The organism is Derxia lacustris (assembly GCF_002105195.1).
Taxonomy (GTDB): Bacteria; Pseudomonadota; Gammaproteobacteria; order Burkholderiales; family Burkholderiaceae_E; genus Derxia; species Derxia lacustris.
Map to the genome: position 1 here is coordinate 23,812 of NZ_MUHU01000029.1, position 17,136 is coordinate 40,947.

Annotated in this window: 17 protein-coding genes; 8 read left to right on the forward strand and 9 right to left on the reverse strand. The window is 68.8% G+C overall.

Annotated features, from left to right (window positions below):
• The first annotated feature begins 64 nt into the window (after positions 1 to 64).
• The 3 genes from B9P64_RS19275 to B9P64_RS19285 are packed head-to-tail and all read left to right on the forward strand — an operon-like array spanning position 65 to position 3,098.
• Positions 65 to 1,054: an AAA family ATPase gene (locus tag B9P64_RS19275; RefSeq protein WP_085317802.1), complete on the forward strand. Its 990-nt coding sequence runs from the start codon at positions 65 to 67 to the stop codon at positions 1,052 to 1,054.
• A complete protein-coding gene (locus B9P64_RS19280) occupies positions 1,051 to 2,064 on the forward strand; it encodes a DUF58 domain-containing protein (protein ID WP_085317803.1) in 1,014 nt (337 codons plus the stop codon). The genes B9P64_RS19275 and B9P64_RS19280 overlap by 4 nt, the downstream gene beginning before the upstream one ends.
• Positions 2,064 to 3,098, forward strand: a complete 1,035-nt coding sequence (locus B9P64_RS19285; RefSeq protein WP_085317834.1) for a VWA domain-containing protein — start codon at positions 2,064 to 2,066, stop codon at positions 3,096 to 3,098. Before B9P64_RS19280 ends, B9P64_RS19285 begins: the two co-directional genes overlap by 1 nt.
• A 12-nt stretch (positions 3,099 to 3,110) precedes the next feature.
• Here the strand turns inward: B9P64_RS19285 and B9P64_RS19290 are convergent, their stop codons facing one another.
• Positions 3,111 to 3,311, reverse strand: coding sequence for a hypothetical protein (locus B9P64_RS19290; protein WP_085317804.1), 201 nt, complete (start codon positions 3,309 to 3,311; stop codon positions 3,111 to 3,113).
• 206 nt (positions 3,312 to 3,517) lie between these two features.
• On the opposite strand from B9P64_RS19290, the gene B9P64_RS19295 reads away from it, so the two are divergent.
• Positions 3,518 to 6,886 (forward strand): PAS domain-containing hybrid sensor histidine kinase/response regulator, encoded by a 3,369-nt coding sequence (locus tag B9P64_RS19295; RefSeq protein ID WP_176256899.1) that lies wholly within the window; start codon positions 3,518 to 3,520, stop codon positions 6,884 to 6,886.
• A 15-nt stretch (positions 6,887 to 6,901) separates the two neighbouring features.
• On the opposite strand, the gene B9P64_RS19300 is transcribed toward B9P64_RS19295, so the two are convergent.
• Positions 6,902 to 7,234 (reverse strand): hypothetical protein, encoded by a 333-nt coding sequence (locus B9P64_RS19300; protein WP_085317806.1) that lies wholly within the window; start codon positions 7,232 to 7,234, stop codon positions 6,902 to 6,904.
• 393 nt (positions 7,235 to 7,627) lie between these two features.
• Between B9P64_RS19300 and B9P64_RS19305 the strand changes: the two genes are divergently transcribed.
• Positions 7,628 to 8,914, forward strand: a complete 1,287-nt coding sequence (locus B9P64_RS19305) for an ATP-binding protein (RefSeq protein WP_235840053.1) — start codon at positions 7,628 to 7,630, stop codon at positions 8,912 to 8,914.
• A gap of 49 nt (positions 8,915 to 8,963) precedes the next feature.
• Here B9P64_RS19305 and B9P64_RS24635 read toward each other — a convergent pair whose 3' ends face one another.
• Both B9P64_RS24635 and B9P64_RS19310 read right to left on the reverse strand, forming a co-directional pair.
• Positions 8,964 to 9,812 carry a hypothetical protein gene (locus B9P64_RS24635; RefSeq protein WP_139826412.1) on the reverse strand — a complete coding sequence of 283 codons (849 nt, stop codon included), beginning with the start codon at positions 9,810 to 9,812 and terminating at the stop codon, positions 8,964 to 8,966.
• 48 nt (positions 9,813 to 9,860) lie between these two features.
• Entirely contained in the window at positions 9,861 to 10,262 is a 402-nt protein-coding gene (locus tag B9P64_RS19310; protein ID WP_085317808.1) for an acyl-CoA thioesterase, read from the reverse strand.
• A gap of 172 nt (positions 10,263 to 10,434) precedes the next feature.
• Here B9P64_RS19310 and B9P64_RS19315 point away from each other — a divergent pair, with 172 nt between their 5' ends.
• The gene (locus tag B9P64_RS19315; protein WP_085317835.1) at positions 10,435 to 12,276 is read left to right on the forward strand and encodes an ABCB family ABC transporter ATP-binding protein/permease; all 1,842 of its coding nucleotides are present in this window, start codon (positions 10,435 to 10,437) and stop codon (positions 12,274 to 12,276) included.
• A gap of 1 nt (position 12,277) precedes the next feature.
• Here B9P64_RS19315 and B9P64_RS19320 read toward each other — a convergent pair whose 3' ends face one another.
• The 4 genes from B9P64_RS19320 to B9P64_RS19335 all read right to left on the reverse strand — a co-directional run bounded on the left by B9P64_RS19320 (position 12,278) and on the right by B9P64_RS19335 (position 14,102).
• The gene (locus B9P64_RS19320) at positions 12,278 to 12,700 is read right to left on the reverse strand and encodes a type II toxin-antitoxin system VapC family toxin (RefSeq protein ID WP_217808720.1); all 423 of its coding nucleotides are present in this window, start codon (positions 12,698 to 12,700) and stop codon (positions 12,278 to 12,280) included.
• Positions 12,697 to 12,951: a type II toxin-antitoxin system Phd/YefM family antitoxin gene (locus B9P64_RS19325; RefSeq protein ID WP_085317810.1), complete on the reverse strand. Its 255-nt coding sequence runs from the start codon at positions 12,949 to 12,951 to the stop codon at positions 12,697 to 12,699. The genes B9P64_RS19320 and B9P64_RS19325 overlap by 4 nt, the downstream gene beginning before the upstream one ends.
• A 123-nt stretch (positions 12,952 to 13,074) precedes the next feature.
• The gene (locus B9P64_RS19330; protein ID WP_085317811.1) at positions 13,075 to 13,671 is read right to left on the reverse strand and encodes a glutathione S-transferase family protein; all 597 of its coding nucleotides are present in this window, start codon (positions 13,669 to 13,671) and stop codon (positions 13,075 to 13,077) included.
• Complete coding sequence (locus B9P64_RS19335; RefSeq protein ID WP_085317836.1) at positions 13,668 to 14,102, reverse strand: VOC family protein; 435 nt, start codon at positions 14,100 to 14,102, stop codon at positions 13,668 to 13,670. The genes B9P64_RS19330 and B9P64_RS19335 overlap by 4 nt, the downstream gene beginning before the upstream one ends.
• Before the next feature lie 81 nt (positions 14,103 to 14,183).
• On the opposite strand from B9P64_RS19335, the gene B9P64_RS19340 reads away from it, so the two are divergent.
• Positions 14,184 to 15,029, forward strand: a complete 846-nt coding sequence (locus B9P64_RS19340) for a LysR family transcriptional regulator (protein WP_176256900.1) — start codon at positions 14,184 to 14,186, stop codon at positions 15,027 to 15,029.
• A gap of 54 nt (positions 15,030 to 15,083) precedes the next feature.
• The gene (locus tag B9P64_RS19345; RefSeq protein ID WP_085317813.1) at positions 15,084 to 16,151 is read left to right on the forward strand and encodes an asparaginase; all 1,068 of its coding nucleotides are present in this window, start codon (positions 15,084 to 15,086) and stop codon (positions 16,149 to 16,151) included.
• A gap of 77 nt (positions 16,152 to 16,228) precedes the next feature.
• Here B9P64_RS19345 and B9P64_RS19350 read toward each other — a convergent pair whose 3' ends face one another.
• A complete protein-coding gene (locus B9P64_RS19350) occupies positions 16,229 to 16,975 on the reverse strand; it encodes a PEP-CTERM sorting domain-containing protein (protein ID WP_235840054.1) in 747 nt (248 codons plus the stop codon).
• Positions 16,976 to 17,136: the final 161 nt, after the last annotated feature.

The window sequence follows — 17,136 nt, forward strand, 5'->3', positions numbered from 1 at the left end:
GCCCGTTTGCGTAGTCGTTCGCGGCCCGCCGGCCGCCGCTTCATCGTCCCCACGGAGCCTTGCCATGTCCTTCGACCCGACCGCCGCCGCCGCCCTCGCCGAACGCATCCTCTATGAAGTCAAGCGCGTGGTCGTCGGCCAGGACGCCTTCCTCGAACGCGTGCTGGTGGCGCTGCTGGCGCAAGGCCATCTGCTGGTCGAAGGCGTGCCCGGCCTCGCCAAGACGCTCACCGTGCGCACCCTGGCCGCGACGCTGCGCGGCAGCTATCGGCGCATCCAGTTCACGCCCGACCTGGTGCCGGCCGATCTGGTCGGCACGCGCATCTACAACCAGCGCAGCGGCGAGTTCGGCACCACGCTCGGGCCGGTGTTCGCCAATCTGCTGCTGGCCGACGAGATCAACCGCGCGCCGGCCAAGGTGCAGAGCGCGCTGCTGGAGGTGATGCAGGAGCGCCAGGTGACGATTGCCGGCGAGTCGCACCCGGTGCCGCGCCCCTTCGTGGTGATGGCCACGCAGAACCCGATCGAGAGCGAAGGCACCTATGCGCTGCCCGAGGCGCAGGTCGACCGCTTTCTGATGAAGGTGCTGGTCGACTATCCGCAGCCCGAGGAGGAATTCGTGATCGTCGCGCGCGCCATCGCCGAGCCGGTGCAGGTGCAGGCGGTGGCCAGCATGGAGCAGCTGGCGCAGTTGCAGCACGCGCGGCGCGAGGTCTATGCCGATCCGGGGCTGATCCAGTATGCGGTGCGGCTGGTCGATGCCACGCGGCGGCCGGCGCGCCACGGGCTGGCCGAGCTGGCGCCGCTGCTCGACTTTGGCGCCAGCCCGCGCGCCAGCATTGCGCTGGTCGAGTCGGCCCAGGCGCTGGCGCTGCTGCGCGGCCGCGACTATGTGCTGGCGCAAGACCTGGCCGAGCTGGCGCCCGACGTGCTGCGGCACCGGCTGGTGCTGAGCTACGAGGCGCTGGCCGACGGCGCCAGCGCCGACCAGCTCATCGCCGAGGTGCTGGCGCGCGTGCCGGCGCCCGAAGCCGCCGCGCGGGAGGCGCGGTGAGCACGGCCGCCGCGGCCACCGGCAGCGCAGGCAACACGCCGCCCCCGCCCGCCACCGCCGAGCGCCCCGACGCGCTGCTGCGCCGGCTCGAATGGACCGTGCTGCGCCGGCTCGACGGCCTGCTCCAGGGTGAGCACCGCACGCTCTGGCGCGGCCACGGGCTGGAGCTGGCCGATCTGCGCCTGTATCAGCCCGGCGACGATCCGCGCCACATCGACTGGAACCTGACCGCGCGCCTCGACGAGCCGCATGTGCGGCTGTTTGCCGAGGAGCGCGACGCGACCGCCTGGCTGCTGCTCGACCTGTCGGCCAGCATGGATCGCGCCGCCGCCGGTCTGGTGCTGGAGCTGGTGGCGCTGCTGGCGCGGGTGCTGGTGCGCCAGGGCTGCCGCGTCGGCGCGCTGCTGTACCGACCGCAGGCCGCCCGCGCGGTCGAACTGCTGGCGCCCGGCGCCGGCCGGCGTCAGGTGCTGCGCCTGCTCGACCGGCTGCAACGCGCGCCGGCCGGCCGCGCGCCGCATGCCACCGCGCTGGCCGATCTGCTCGGCGCCGCCGACGCCGTCGCGCGCCGGCGCAGCATCGTCTTCGTGCTGTCCGACTTTCTGAGCGCGCCGGGCTGGCAGGCGCCGCTCGGCCGGCTGGCGCGGCGCCATGACCTCACCGCGCTGCGCCTCGCCGACGGCATCGAGCCGCTGCTGCCGGGTCTGGGCCAGCTGCGCTTCGAGGATGCCGAGACCGGCGAGCTGTTCACCGCCGATACCGACGCGCCCGGCTTTGCCGCGCGGCTGCAGGCGCTGACCGAGGCGCGCGATGCCGAGCTGTGGGCCGCGCTCGCCGGCGCCGGTGCCGACACGCTCGAATTCACGCCGGCCGACGATCTGCTCGACATCCTGCTGCGCTGCGTCGATCTGCGCCGGCGCCGTCCGCCCGGCGTGGCGGCGCGGCGCTGGCACAAGCCCGCGCCGCCGGCCGGCCGCGCCCATCCCCCGTCCTCCGGAGCCTCGCGATGATCGGATTCCTCTGGCCCGAGCTGCTCTGGGGCCTGCTGCTGCTGGTGCCGGTACTGGCCGGCTATGTGCTGCTGCTGCGCCGGCGCCGGCCGAGCACGCTCAAGGTGGCCCAGCTGGCGCTGATCCGGCAGGCCGCCGGGCGCCATCCGGCCTGGCGCCGGCATCTGCCGCCGGCACTGCTGTGGCTGGCGCTGGCGCTGCTGCTGCTGGCCGGCGCGCGGCCCACGGCACGCATCAAGCTGCCGATGCAGCAGCAGACCATCGTGCTGGCGATGGATGTGTCGGGCAGCATGCGCGCCACCGACGTCAAGCCCGACCGCATCACCGCCGCGCAGGAGGCCGCGCGCACCTTCGTGCATCAGCTGCCGCGCGACATCCGGATCGGCGTGGTGTCGTTCGCCGGCACCGCCTCGGTGGTGCAGGCGCCGACGGTCAGCCGCGACGATGTGCTGGCCGCGATCGACCGCTTCCAGCTGCAACGCGGCACCGCCATCGGCTCGGGGCTGGTGCTGTCGCTGGCGACGCTGTTTCCGGAGGCCGGCATCGATCTGGACGAGGCCACCGGCCGCAGCGCCGACCGGGCCCGGCGCAAGCCCGATGCCAAGCAGCCGCCGCCGTTCACGCCGGTGCCGCCCGGCTCCTACAACTCGGCCGCCGTGGTGCTGCTGACCGACGGCCAGACCACCACCGGCGTCGATCCGGTCGCCGCGACCAAGATGGCCGCCGAGCGCGGCATCAAGGTCTACACGGTCGGCGTCGGCACGCGCGACGGCGGCACGGTGGAGTTCGACGGCTGGAGCCTGCGCGCCCGGCTCGACGAGGACTCGCTGCGCCGCATCGCCGAGGCCACGCATGCCAGCTACTTCTACGCCGGCAGCGCCGAGGACTTGCGCCAGGTGTATGCCGGCCTGTCGAGCCGCATCGCCTTCGAGGTGAAGGAGACCGAGGTGACCGCGCTGCTGGCGCTGGCCGGCGGGCTGCTGGCGCTGCTGGCCGGCGGGCTCAGCCTGTGGTGGTTCGGCCGCGTGGTCTGAGCCGGACCGGCCTCAGCTGGCGCTGGCGGCGCCCGACAGGTACTTGGCGCGCACTTCGTCCTGGGTCAGGCCGACGCAGGCGTCGTTGATGTCGTCGGCGAATTCCTGCGCCGCGAGCTGGTCGTTGCCCTTGTTGGCGAAGTCTTCGCCGAGCAGCGTGATGACCCAGCCCTTGGCGGTGAAGCGCAGCTTTGCGTATTGACGTTTGATCATGGGTCGCGCCTTTCAGTGCGGAAATGGTCTGGCGGGAAGGCGCGGCGCTGTCGCGTTTGAAGGGCTTGGCACGCGCCGCGCGGTGGCGCAGCCGGCCGAGCAAGGATCAGTCCCGAGAGGCGCGGGCCGCGCCCCGGGGCAGAATCGGTACCCGGTCGAAACAACAGCTAGTCAGCCGGTGGCGGACCCGAGGGCGCGCCGCCGTCGTGTCGGGAGCCAAGGTGCCGCAGTGGGTCTGGTTGATGGTCACGGTCGCGCTGGCCTGCGCCCTGGTCCTGTCGCGCCATCGAGCCCGGCGTGCCGCCGTGCAGGCCGCCGTCCACGATGCGGCGCGGGTCGCGGACATCGAGGCGCGCAAATGGCTGGAGCATGAGCGGCTGCTGTTCGCCGACGCCTTCCGCCAGGCGTCGCAGCCGCTGGCGCTCACCGACCGGCAGTTCCGTCTCGTGTTCGCCAATCCCGCCTTCTGCCGGCTGATGGGCTATGCCGAGGTCGAGCTGATCGGCCTGCCTGTCGACGACCTGATCCCCGACACCGAGGCCGCGCGCGAGCAGTTCGCCGAGGCCCGGCGCCAGCTGGCCGAGCACGGCAGCTATGTGGGCCAGGGCCATCGGCGCGCGCGCGACGGCAGCGCGATTCCGGTGGCGATCAGCTCGGGCGTGCTGCGCGATGCCGGCGGCGAACCGGCCGGCTGGGTCAGCAGCTATGTCGACCTGCGACCGATCCGCGCGCAGGACGCGCTGATGCGCAAGCTGGCGCTGGCGGTCGAGCAGAGCCCGATCGAGGTCTACATCTTCAGCCTCGACTTCGGCATCGAGTTCGCCAACCACACCGCCGCGCGCAACACCGGCTACAGCCGCGACGAGCTGCTGGCCATGACCGCGTTCCAGCTGCACAGCCCCGATCTGCCGCCCGAGCTGCATGCCGAGGTGGCGGCGCGGCTGAGCCAGCGCCAGCCCTGGAGCGGCGGGCTGGAAATCTGCCGCAAGGACGCGAGCCGCTATCGGCTCGCGGTCACGCTGCTGCCGCTGGTCGAGCCCGACGGGCAGGTCACGCATCTGGTCTGTCTGGGCGAGGACATCACCGAGCGGCTGCGCGCCGAGGCCGAGGTGGCGCGCTACCGCGACCGGCTGGAGGCGCTGGTGACCGAGCGCGCCGGCCAGCTCGCCGCCGCCAATGCCGCGCTCGAAGCCTCGATGCGGCTCGGCCAGTCGATCACCGACGCCATCCCCGGCAACGTGGGCTACTGGGATACCGGGCTGCGCTGCCGCTTCGTCAACCGGGGCGCGCTGACGCTGTTCGGCGTGGAGCATGAGCAGGCGCTGGGCAGCGACATGCGCACGCTGCTCGGCCCGGCCATGTACGAGGAAGTGCGGCCGCAGATGGAATGCGCGCTGCGCGGCGAGCGGCGCGAGTTCGAGCGCAACGGCATCGACCGCGACGGCAGCGCCTATGTGCATCAGGTGCATTGCGTGCCGCATCGCGGCGCCGACGGCGCGGTGCGCGGCGTGGCGGTGCTGGCGCTCGACGTGACCGCCATGAAGCGCACCCAGGCCCAGCTCGAAGCCGCCAATGCCGAGCTGCGCAGCGCGCGCGAGCAGGCCGAGGCCGCCACCCGCGCCAAGAGCGCCTTCCTGGCCAACATGAGCCATGAGATCCGCACGCCGATGAACGCCATCCTCGGCCTCACCCACCTGATGGCGCGCGACACCCGCGATGCGCTCCAGCGCGAGCGGCTCGCCAATGTGGACGTGGCGGCGCGCCATCTGCTGCAAGTCATCAACGACATCCTCGACCTGTCCAAGATCGAGGCCGGCAAGATGGTGCTGGAGGAAGCCGAGTTCTCGCTCGACGCGCTGCTGTCGAGCAGCTTCGAGCTGGTCGGCCAGCGCGCGCGCGAGAAGGGCATCGAGCTGGTGCTCGACACCGATCATCTGCCCGACCGGCTGCGCGGCGATGCCACCCGGCTGCGCCAGGCGCTGGTCAATCTGCTGGCCAACGCGGTCAAGTTCACCGAGCGCGGCTGGGTGCGGCTGCGCGGCGAGCTGCTGCGCGAGGACGGCCGGCGGCTGCAAGTGCGCTTCGAGGTGCAGGACACCGGCGAAGGCATCGCGCCGCAGGCGCTGCCGCTGCTGTTCAGCGCCTTCGAGCAGGCCGACAGCTCGACCACCCGGCGCCATGGCGGCACCGGCCTGGGCCTCGCGCTCACGCGCCATCTGGTGCATCTGATGCACGGCGAGATCGGCGTCGACAGCGCGCCCGGCATCGGCAGCCGGTTCTGGTTCACCGCCTGGCTGGCGCGCGGCGCCGAGGCCGGCGAGCGCGCCGCGCCGCTCGATGTGCACGGCCTGCGCGCGCTGGTGGTCGACGACCTGCCCGAAGCGCTCTCCAGCCTCACCGACCGGCTCGCGCAGCTGGGCCTCGACGTGGACACCGCGCCCGGCGGCCATGAAGCCATCGCGCAGGTGCAGCAGGCGATGCGCGCCGGCCAGCCCTACGACCTCATGCTCATCGACTGGCGCATGGCGCCGCTCGACGGCGTCGACACCCTGCGCGAGCTGCGCGCGCGGCTCCAGGGCGGCATGCCGCCGAGCATTTTGGTGTCGGCCTTCGACGAGCCGGCGATGTGGCAGCAGGCGCGCGGCGCGGCCTTCGACGCGGTGCTGGTCAAGCCGATCACGCCGTCGGCGCTGCATGACGGCCTGATGCGCGTGCTGCGCCGCGAGGGCCGGCTGCCGGCGCTGGCAGCCGGCGAGCCGGGCCGCGCCGAGGCCTTGCTGTGCCGCCAGCACGCCGGCCAGCGCGTGCTGCTGGTCGAGGACAACCCGATCAACCAGGAGGTCGCCGACGAGTTGCTGCGGCTGGCCGGTCTGGTGGTGGACGTGGCCGAGGACGGCGCGCGTGCCGTCGAGCTGGCCTGCACCCGGCCCTATGACGCGGTGCTGATGGACATGCAGATGCCGGTCATGGACGGGCTGGAGGCGGCGCGCGCCATCCGAACCCGGCTCGGTGCCAGCCTGCCGATCATCGCGATGACCGCCAATGCGTTTGGCGAGGACCGCGCCGCCTGTCTGGCCGCCGGCATGAACGACCACATCGGCAAGCCGGTCGATCCCGAGCGGCTCTACGGCACCTTGCTGCGCTGGCTGCCGATGCCGGCCCGCGGCGCGGACGGCGGCGCGCCGGGCGCGGCGGCGACCATCGCCGGGCCGCCGCTCGGCGAGCGGCTGGCCGGCGTGGCCGGGCTGGATTTGGCTGCCGCGCTGCGTGCGGTGAACGGCCAGTGGCCGTTGCTGGAGCGGGTGCTGGGCAAGTTCGCCGCCAGCTACGCCAGCGGCGCGCCCGAGCTGCTGCGCGCGGTGGCCGACGACCAGACCGAGGAAACCCGGCGCCTGTGCCATTCGCTGCGCGGCGCCTGCGCCACCGTGGGCGCGGTCGGGCTGGTGGTGCAGATCGAAGCCATGGAGCTGGACCCGGCCGCGACCGATGTCGACCGCCGGCTGGCCCGCGCCGCTGAACTGAATGCCGCGCTGACCGGACTGGTGCAGGCGCTTCAGGCGGCACTGCGCGGCTGATTCAGCCGGCGGCGTTCATGGAAATTCCTGGTAGACCACGCTGCGGAAGGTGCTGACCTGCTCCTTCAGGCTGTCGATCAGACCAAAGCTGCGCACCGGATCGGCCTCGGCCAGCGGCGCGGCCGGCGCGCCATCCACCACTTCGAGCAGCCCGGTCGTCACCAGCCGATGCAGCGCAGCGTGATCCTCGGCGCCGATCAGCCCGAACAGCTCGGCCGCGCGGCGCTGGCCATCGGCGACCACTAGCAGCGTGCGTTCGCGCCGCGACAGCCCCTCGCCACGCCGGCCGATCTCGGCCCGGCCCAGCTCGGTCTTGCGCAGCACTGCCGTACCGATTGCCATGTCCATGTCGATGCTCCCTGTTCACTGTGAGGAAAAAGTCCGCGAATGCTAGGCAGGGCGGCGCGCCGCTTCAGTGCCGGAATTGGCGCCGGGGCGGCTGGCTAGGGGCAAACCTTAGGTCGGCAGCGCGCGTTTTCGGAGGAGAGGAAGGCGCCGCAACGGATCGGAATTCATTTGGTTGCGATTAAAAAACTTCATTTAGTACAAATGTACTGATACTAATATCGAGTCACAGTCTGAAAATGCCGAATGCAGATCTCAAGAGACGAACTCATCGCCGTCCTCTCGCAGTTCAACCCCTGGTGGCGCGGCGAATCCATCGCCGACCTGCCGGACTGGCGCCGCGCAGCCTTCCGCGAACTGCACAGCTGGATGACCGAGCCGCCCGCGCCGCGCGCCGTGCTGCTCGCCGGCGCGCGGCAGATCGGCAAGACCACGCTCATGCTTCAGTCGATCGACGCCTTGCTGAAGGCGGGCGTGCCGCCGGCCAACATCCTCTACGTCACCTTCGACCATCCGCTGCTCAAGCTCGCCGGCATCGACGCCGTGCTGGCTGCCTGGCGCGAGCGCGAGCCCAAGGCTGCCGGGCTCGATTACCTGTTTCTCGACGAAGCCCAATTCATTCGCGACTGGGGCACCTGGGTCAAGCATCAGGTCGATTTCCAGAAAGGCCGGCGCATTGCCTTTACCGGCTCGGCCATGCCGCTGGTGGAAGCCGCGCAGGAATCGGGCGTGGGGCGCTGGCACACCATTCGCCTCACCACGCTTTCGTTCTACGAATATCTGCAAATCAAGCGGGTGGAATTGCCGCCGCTGCCTACCTTGCGTTCATTGCGTGAATTGTTCGACTGGACGCCGCCCGATTTTTTGCGTGCCGGCGAAATTGCCGCGCCTTATGCCGGGCATTTTCATGAATACCTTGTGCGCGGCGGCTTTCCGCAAACCGCCCAGGTAGAAAGCATTACCCAGGCGCAGCGCCTATTGCGCGAAGACATCATCGACAAGGTGCTCAAGCGCGACATGACGGCGTTGTTTGGCGTGCGTCGCGTACTCGATCTGGAGCACACCTTTCTGTATCTGTGCCTGCATGACGGTGGTCTGCTCGACATGACCGACCTGTGCGCCAATCTGGAGGTGAAACGCGCCACCGCGCAAAGTTTCATCGAATTGCTGGAGGCGGTGCATCTCATCTATCGGCTGCCGCCCTATGGCTACGGCAAGGAGGTGCTGAGGGCCAGATTCAAGGTCTATCTCGCCGATGCCGCGATCGCTCCGGCGGTGATGCTGAAAGGCAAGGCAATTCTTGAAGACCCGGCGGCGCTGGGTGTGGCGACCGAAACGGCGGTGTTCAAGCATCTGTTTGCGCGCTATTACGCGCAGAGCGTGCGATTCAGCTATTGGCGTGGCAAGAAGGATCGCGAAGTCGATCTGGTGGCCGAAACCGAAAGCGGGCTGATTCCGTTCGAAGTGAAATACCGGGCCCAGCACACCGGTCCGCGCGAATTGAAAGGTCTGATTGAATTGTGCGAACAGAAGAAGCTTGCGCGTGGCTATGTGGTGACGAAGACGCTGGCCGACTTCGGGCCGCTTGGCGGCCTGGGCGAAAGTGCGCCGGGGGTGGAAATCATGCGGATTCCGGCGGCGCTGCTTTGCTATTGGATGGGGGCGACGGAGGTGGGCAAGTAATCCTCGCTGCAATGGCGATGGATGTTATCGATCGAGGGGTGTGAAGGCATCATTTTGGATATTTTGGCAATTCAATTCCCGCATTCTTCAACAATTGTACGGCGTTGTTCCATGTGGTTTTGTGCGTTTCGTTGCTGAGGTTGTTTGCGTGATATCGCAGCGGTACCCACTCAGCATTCAAGGCGAATCTATGCTTTGCTTGTTTTATTGCATCGCTGAGAAAAATACTACCGTTGGCTGCCGATTCAAGTTGAGCGATTGTCACTTCATGGGTCATGCTGGGGATGCCAAGTGTTTCGCAAAGTGCCAATAAAGCCAGTGCGGTTTCAGCGCAGGGGGGATGCTCCAAATCCCAAATATCCGAAAGTAAATGGTATCTGCTTATGTTGAGTTGATGGAGCGGTTCTAGGGCCTCCTCATGGACTAGCAATATTGGGCCGGTTTCATGGGGTAGGGTATCGTCTGCTTGAACAATAAAAATATGCAATGTTGAACATGCATTGAAAACGGTTCTTCTTTCTTTGAGCCAATGAGTTGCCCAATCGATGCGTTTGTAGATGTGAATGCTCTTGTGTCGATGTTCATCAACTCCATCGAGCCATTCTCTGCGTAGATCCAGTATCTCGGCGGTAAATTGAATCAGTCTGGGGTTGATTTTCTCTGTCAGCAGGTCGGCTGAGGAAAAGAATTTCATATCGATATCTTGATCGTTTGGCAGTAGGTAGGGTATCTGTTGGCGTGGGATGTCGTGCGCTTCGAAAGCATCGATGACTCTTTGTGCTTGCGTCCTTATCGGATCCGCCAGTTTTCGTTCTTTTAAAATTCTATTCTTAATCAATATGGCGAACTTCTCAATCAAGTCCAAGAGAAATTTTCCGGCGGGAAGTAGTTCGAGCATGGTGTTGTAATCGATAGGTGAATATTGAATTGCGCGCCTCCCCAGTTGCTATTGCGCCGGCAACTCCCGCGACTTGCCAGCGGCATCCACCGCCACATAAGTCAGCACCGCATCCGTCACCTTCACCAGCTCCAGCTCGCCGCGTCGGCGCTGCGACCACACCTCGACTTCCACCGTGATGGAGGTGCGACCGGTCTTGACGATGCGTGCAAAGAAGCTGACCAGGTCGCCGATGTTGACCGGCGCGGTAAAGCTGAAGGCGTTGACCGCCACCGTCGCGACCCGCCCGCGCGCCCGCAGCACCGCCGGCACGCTGCCGGCCAAGTCCACCTGCGACATGATCCAGCCGCCGAACACGTCGCCCGACGGGTTGGAATCGGCCGGCATCGGGATGAGCCGCAGCACGGGCATTTCGTTGAGCAGATGGGGCGGGTTGGCGGGCTGGTTCATGGCGGTTCCGGTCGGGCATTCATAATCGCCGGCCCCTTTCCCGGGCCGGCGGGCGCCGATGATGTCATGCAGCAATCGCGCTTCGCAGACCGAAACGCAGGCTGAAACGCAAGCGCCGCCGCCCGGGTCGAATCCCGCTTCATCAGCCAGCGAGCGTCAGCCAATGCGCGGCATGCGTCGTCCCACCACGGCCGGTCCGGCCCCCGAAACCGCGCGCCAGAAGACCGACTGGCAGGTGCTGCGCCGGCTGCTGCCCTATCTGTTCGAGCACAAGGCGCGCGTGATCGTGGCGCTGCTGCTGCTGGCCGGCGCCAAGGGCGCCAACGTGGCCGTGCCGCTGGTGATGAAGGCCATCGTCGACCGGCTCGCGCCCGGCGCGGCCAATGCGCAGAGCGCGGCGACGGTCGCCATCGTGGTGCCGGCGGCGCTGCTGGTCGGCTATGGCACGCTGCGGCTGGCGACTACCGCCTTCACCGAGCTGCGCGAGTTTGTCTTTGCGCGCGTCACCCAGGGCGCGGTGCGCAAGGCGGCGATCGAGGTGTTCCGGCATCTGCATGCGCTGTCGCTGCGGTTTCATCTTGAGCGGCAGACCGGCGGCGTCACGCGCGACATCGAGCGCGGCACGCGCGGCATCCAGAGCCTGGTGAGCTACACGCTCTATTCCATCCTGCCGACCATCGTCGAGTTCGCGCTCATCATCGGGATTCTGGTGGCGCGCTACGACCCGTGGTTCGCGGGCATCACGGTGATTGCGCTGCTGCTCTACATCGCGTGGACCATCGTCGTGACCGAGTGGCGCACCCATCTGCGCCGCACCATGAACGAGCTGGATTCGTCGGCCAGCACCAAGGCCATCGACTCGCTGCTGAATTACGAGACGGTGAAGTACTTCGGCAACGAGGACTGGGAGGCGCGCCGCTACGACCAAAGCATGCTGGCCTGGCAGCGCGCGGCGATCCGCTCGCAAAGCTCGCTGTCGCTGCTCAACACCGGGCAGAGCGCGATCATCGCGATGGCGGTCACCGCGATCATGTGGCGCGCGACGCTCGGCGTGGTCGATGGCCGCATGTCGCTCGGCGATCTGGTGCTGGTCAACGCCTTCATGATCCAGCTCTATGTGCCGCTCAACTTCCTGGGCGTGATCTACCGCGAGATCAAGCAGGGCATCGCCGACATCGACCGGCTGTTCGGCCTGCTGGAGGCGCACCGCGAGATCGCCGATGCGCCGGGTGCCGCCGTGCTCGACGTGACGCGGCCGGAAGTGCGCTTCGAGCACGTTGAATTCGGCTACGACAAGACGGCCGACGGCGGGCACAAGCGGCAGATCCTGTTCGACGTGAGCTTCACCATCGCGCCGGGCGCCAAGCTGGCGGTCGTGGGCCACAGCGGTTCGGGCAAGAGCACGCTGGCGCGGCTGCTGTTCCGCTTCTACGACGTTGACGGCGGGCGCATCGCCATCGGCGGGCAGGACATCCGCGCGGTGACGCAGCACAGCCTGCGCGCGGCCATCGGCATCGTTCCGCAGGACACGGTGCTGTTCAACGACAGCATCGAATACAACATCGGCTACGGCCGGCCCGGCGCCACGCACGAGGAAATCGTGGCGGCGGCGCGGGCGGCGCACATCCACGACTTCATCGCCGGGCTGCCGGATGGCTATGCCACGACGGTCGGCGAGCGCGGGCTCAAGCTGTCCGGCGGCGAGAAGCAGCGCGTGGCCATCGCGCGGACCATCCTCAAGAACCCGGCGATCCTGGTGTTCGACGAGGCCACGTCGGCGCTCGACACGCGCAGCGAGCAGGCGATCCAGCGCGAGTTGAAGGCGATTGCGCGCGACCGCACGACGCTGGTGATCGCGCACCGGCTGTCGACCGTGGTGGATGCGGATGAAATCCTGGTGCTCGACAAGGGGCGCGTGGCCGAGCGCGGCAATCATGTGGCGCTGCTGATGCAGGGCGGGTTGTATGCGCAGATGTGGGCGTTGCAGGGGGTGGAGCGGGTCGAGGCGGCGTGAGTCAGCCCTGCCAGGGATCGAGCAGCGCCACGCCGGTCGGCGCGAAGTCGGCGCTGTTGCGGGTGACGACCGTCATGCCGTGCACCAGCGCGGTCGCGGCAATCAGCGCATCGCGCTCGGCGCGCGGTTGCGGCACATGCAGCCCGGCGCAACGCAGCGCCACGGCGCCGTCGACCGGCAGCACGCGGTCGGCAAAGGCGGGCAGCACCTGATCGTCGAGCCAGCGGCGCAGCAGCGCGCCCTGCGCCGGATCGCGCCGCTCGATGAGCAGCACGCCGGTTTCGAGTTCGAGCACCGTGATCGCCGACAGATAGAGGCTGGCGGTCGCCACCTGCGCGGCCCAGGCGATCACGCGCGGATCGGCCTTGCCGCTGCGGGCCTTGCGCAACTCCGAGACGACGTTGGTGTCGAGCACGAACATCAGGCGAGGTCCGCCGGCCGGAACAGCTCGCCGGCGCGCGGCGGCTCGAACTCGACCGCGTCGGCGTCGGCCATGGCGAGCAGATCGACGATGCTGGCCTGCACGCCGGCAAGGCGCTGATAGTCCTCGATGGTGAGCAGCACATGCGCCGGCCGGCCCCGGTCGGTGATGAAGACCGGGCCGGCGGCGGCGGCCTTCTTGGCCTTGCTGGCGTCCTGATTGAATTCGCGGCTGGACAGGGTGGTGATGGTCATGGCGGCGCCTCCGGAGTTTGTAGGTATGTTGCTACATGGCCGGAGGCGGCGGCAAGCCGTAGCGCGCGCGGATTTGCCCGGCTCCCGGGCGTGGCGCGGGTCGAGGTGGCCTGAGCCGCCCGCTCACTCCGTGCCCGGCATCGCGACATAGCCCGGCAACGCCTTGATCCGCGCAATCCAGCGGTTGATGTGCGCATAGCCGTCGAGGCTCACGCCGCCCTCGGGCGCCAGCGCCACGTAGGGAAACACGGCGATGTCGGCAATCGTCGGCCGGCCCAGTTCCAGCCAGTCGCGCGTGGCGAGATGGCGGTCGAGCAGCGGCAGGATGAAATCGCTCGTCCGCAGCGTGCTTGGCTTGTCGAGCGGCAGGCCGAACTTGTCGACCAGCCGCGCATCGGCCGGCCCGTGCTGCACCTCGTTGGCGGCGGTCGAGAGCCATTGCATCACGCGCGCAAGCGGCTCGGGCTCGGTCGGCAGCCAGGCTTCGCCACCGTGCTTGCGCGCCAGATAGACGAGGATGGCCTGCGAGTCGCGCAGCACCACCGCGCCGTCTTCCAGCGCCGGCAGCTGGCCGAGCGGATTCAGCTCGATGACTGGCGCGCGCTTGTGATCGCCGGCCAGGAAATCCACCGGCACCAGTTCGAGCGGCAACCCGATCAGCGCCGCCAGCAGGCGCACCTTGTAGCAGTTGCCGGACAGGGTCAGGTCGTAGAGCTTCATGGCTTGTCTCCTTCGATGAGCTGGTTGAATTCGAGGACGTTGCCGTCGGGGTCGCGGATGAACAGCGCGATGCGGCGCGGTCCGATGGGATGCGGCCCTTCGGTGATGGCAATGCCGTGCCGCGCCAGCAGCGCCTGCAGGCCGTCGAGGTCGTCGACGACGAAGGCCGCATGCGTGATGCCCGGCAGCTTGACCGGCGCATCGAGCAGCACATTGGCGCGGCCGGGCTGGCGCACGCCGTTGAAGATGAGGTTGATGCGCGCACCGTCGGCGCTTTCCAGCTCGCAGGCCCGGTGCGCGGGCAGATCGAGCGTGAGCCGGAAGCCGAGCCGGGCGTAGAAGTCGAGCGCCTCGGCGCGGTCCGACACGCGGATGCCCGCGTGGTCGAAACCGAGCAGGCGGACGGGCGGCGGAAGGCGGTCTGGGTTCATGGCGGCCAGCATAGGCACGCCGGTCGCCGTTGATAATCGCCGCCAGCCGCATTGGATTGATGCGTTCAACGGAGCAATCGCATGGATCGACTCGCCGCGATGGAACTGTTCGTGAGCATCGTCGAAGCCGGTTCGCTGTCGGCGGCGGCGCGCCAGACCGGCCGCTCGCTGACCAGCACGGTGCGCACGCTGGCGGCGCTCGAAGCCCATCTCGACGCGCGCCTGCTCCAGCGCACGACGCGCCGGCTGTGCCTGACCGAGGAGGGCGCCGACTACCTGGAGCGCGCGCGCCAGGTGCTGCGGCTGGTCGACGAGGCCGAGCAGACCGCGCGCCGCGCGCGGGTGCAGCCGAAGGGCCGGCTGGTGATCAGCGCGCCGCGGCTGTTCGGCCGCATGCATGTGGCGCCGGCGCTGCTCGATCTGCTGGCGCGCGAGCCGGCGCTGTCGGCCAGCCTGATGCTCAACGACCGCCAGATCGATCTGCTCGACGAGGGCGTGGACGTGGCGGTGCGCATCGGGCGGCTGGCCGATTCATCGCTGCGCGCGGTGCAGATCGGCCACACGCGCTGGGTGCGCTGCGCCAGCCCCGACTACCTCGCGCGACACGGCGAGCCGGCCGAGCTGGCGGCGCTGGCCGATCACGTCTGCCTCCAGTTCACGGGCGGCGCGCCGTTCGAAGGGCGGTTTGCCTGCAACAGCGCCGATGCGCTGGTCGAGGCGGCGGTGCAGGGCCACGGGCTGGTGCGGCTGCTGAGCTATCAGGTGATGCCGCAACTGCGCGCCGGCCGTCTGCGCGAGGTGCTGGCCGCCGACAGCGGCGCGCCGATGCCGATCAGCGTGGTCTATCCGCAGGCGCGGCTGCTGTCGGCGCGGGTGCGCGTGTTTCGCGATCATCTGGCCGCGCTGCGGCCGGCCTTCGATTTCTGAGGCGCAAGCCGGGCCGCGCGCAGAATCGCCCGCCTGCCCACTCCAGCGCGCGCCATGACTCTCCCCCGCATCGCCATCGTCGCCACCGGCGGCACCATCGCCGGGCTCAGCTCCTCGGCCGGCACCCGCACCGATTACCGCGCCGGCGTGCTCGGCGCCGACGATCTGGTCGCCTGCGTGCCGGGCCTGGCGGCGCTGGCGCGCATCGAGGCCGAATCGCTGGCCCAGCTCGACAGCAAGGACATGAACCATGCGCTGTGGCTGGCGCTGTCGGCGCGCCTGACGGCCTTGCTGGCGCGCGCCGACATCGACGGCGTGGTCGTGACCCACGGCACCGACACGCTGGAGGAGACCGCCTGGTGGCTCGCGCTCACGCTGGCCTCGGACAAGCCGGTGGTGCTCACCGGTGCGATGCTGCCGGCCGATGCGCTGTCGGCCGACGGGCCGCTCAATCTGTTCGAGGCGGTGGCGGTCGCGGCCAGCCCGGCGGCGCGGCTGCGCGGCGTGCTGGTGAGCTTTGCCGGGCGCATCCACACGGCGGCGCGGGTGATGAAGGTCAGCGCGAGTGCCCTCGACGCCTTTGATTCGGGCGAGGCGGGCGTCGAGGGTTGGGCGCGTGGCGCGACGGTGGAGTTTGCGCGCGCGGAGCGCGGCGGAGGCGCGGCGGAGGCGGCCGACGCACCGCTGTACGAGCCGGACGCGGCCGACGGTGACGACTGGCCGCCCGCGATCGCGGGCGACGAACTGATGTGCCGCGCGCCGGTGTCGGCCCCGGCGCAGCGGCCGCGCCACGACGTGTCGGCGCTGACGCCCGACGGCCTGCCGCGCGTCGCGATCCTGACCAGCCACGCGGGCAGCGACGCGGTGGTGGTGCGCGCGCTGCTGTCGGCCGGGCTCGACGGGCTCGTCGTCGCGGGCACGGGCAACGGCTCGGTGCACCGCGAGATCGAGGCCGCGCTCGCGGCGCCGGTCGCGGCGGGACTGCGCGTGATGCTCGCGAGCCGCATCCACGGTGCCGCCGTGCTGCGCGAGGCGCTGCCGCCCGGCTGGACCTCGGCCGGGCGGCTGTCGGCGGTCAAGGCACGCGTGTCGCTGATGCTGGAGATCGCGGCGCGACGGTGAAGGCGCGGGATGGGCTTGCCGGCCCCGCGCCGTCTGTGCACCGCCGGCCGCAGGCGGGCAGGTGACAGGCAGATCGGTTACGCGGCGCCCAGGTGACGAGGCATGGAACGCCGGCCGGTCTGCCGCCGCAACGCCAGCCCCAGCGCGCCCAGTCCCATGAGTGCCCAGGACGAAGGCTCCGGCACGGCCGCCGTGGTCGAGGTCACCGAGGCGAGCGTCAGGCCGGTGATGGTGGCTTCGTAGCCGTCGGCGCCGGCTGCGGCCGACCACGAGCCATAAGCCACCCTGCTGCCGGCGGTAAACGTGCTGAATGACGGCAGCGCGCCATTGATCCAATTGCTCCGATCTGCCGCGGCAATATCGGACATGGAATTGAAAGAAATAGTTGCCCACGCCCATCCGGTGCTGGCCGGTTCGCTCACCGTGTTGAAGTGGGAATCGAAAACGAGCGCGGTTTTCCAGCCGGTGCTGCCGTACCAATTCCAGCCACCTGGCACATTGCCCGATGACGCACTTGCTCCGCTCCATGCATCGCCGGGATTCATTTCGGTCGGGAGCGTGATTGCTCCCGTGCCCGAATCCGGCGTAAAGCCGGTGAATGTGTATTGCGGGGCATATGATAAATCACCCCACGTCGTCATTGGCGCTGCCACATAAGAGAACGTGCCATGCACGATTTCTCCTTGCGTATAAACGGAGGAGCAGCAATATTCCGCGCCATCCACCGTGGCCGTGAAGTTGTAGGTATAGATCGTCTCGGCCTGGGCCGAAGCACTGCCGAGCAGCATGAATGCCGCGCACACCACCAGCTTGTGCGTTTCCATCGCAATATCCTTCCAGAGAAGTTTCAATGAACCGGCCGACCAGAAACTCCTCCGGCCCCATTTCATCGCCCGCAGCCCATCGCCGCGATCAAATGCAATGTATTGATTCGCGCCCCGAAAGGCTTCACCTGGCGATCACCAATCGATCACCTCGATGGCCG

What these genes read in the sequence shown, in the direction of transcription:
- B9P64_RS19275 (WP_085317802.1), top strand. Translation starts at nt 65, where the DNA reads ATGTCCTTCGACCCGACCGCCGCCGCCGCCCTCGCCGAACGCATCCTC.
- B9P64_RS19290 (WP_085317804.1), bottom strand. Translation starts at nt 3,311, where the DNA reads ATGATCAAACGTCAATACGCAAAGCTGCGCTTCACCGCCAAGGGCTGG.
- B9P64_RS19300 (WP_085317806.1), bottom strand. Translation starts at nt 7,234, where the DNA reads ATGGACATGGCAATCGGTACGGCAGTGCTGCGCAAGACCGAGCTGGGC.
- B9P64_RS24635 (WP_139826412.1), bottom strand. Translation starts at nt 9,812, where the DNA reads ATGCTCGAACTACTTCCCGCCGGAAAATTTCTCTTGGACTTGATTGAG.
- B9P64_RS19310 (WP_085317808.1), bottom strand. Translation starts at nt 10,262, where the DNA reads ATGAACCAGCCCGCCAACCCGCCCCATCTGCTCAACGAAATGCCCGTG.
- B9P64_RS19315 (WP_085317835.1), top strand. Translation starts at nt 10,435, where the DNA reads ATGCGTCGTCCCACCACGGCCGGTCCGGCCCCCGAAACCGCGCGCCAG.
- B9P64_RS19325 (WP_085317810.1), bottom strand. Translation starts at nt 12,951, where the DNA reads ATGACCATCACCACCCTGTCCAGCCGCGAATTCAATCAGGACGCCAGC.
- B9P64_RS19330 (WP_085317811.1), bottom strand. Translation starts at nt 13,671, where the DNA reads ATGAAGCTCTACGACCTGACCCTGTCCGGCAACTGCTACAAGGTGCGC.
- B9P64_RS19335 (WP_085317836.1), bottom strand. Translation starts at nt 14,102, where the DNA reads ATGAACCCAGACCGCCTTCCGCCGCCCGTCCGCCTGCTCGGTTTCGAC.
- B9P64_RS19340 (WP_176256900.1), top strand. Translation starts at nt 14,184, where the DNA reads ATGGATCGACTCGCCGCGATGGAACTGTTCGTGAGCATCGTCGAAGCC.
- B9P64_RS19345 (WP_085317813.1), top strand. Translation starts at nt 15,084, where the DNA reads ATGACTCTCCCCCGCATCGCCATCGTCGCCACCGGCGGCACCATCGCC.
- B9P64_RS19350 (WP_235840054.1), bottom strand. Translation starts at nt 16,975, where the DNA reads ATGGAAACGCACAAGCTGGTGGTGTGCGCGGCATTCATGCTGCTCGGC.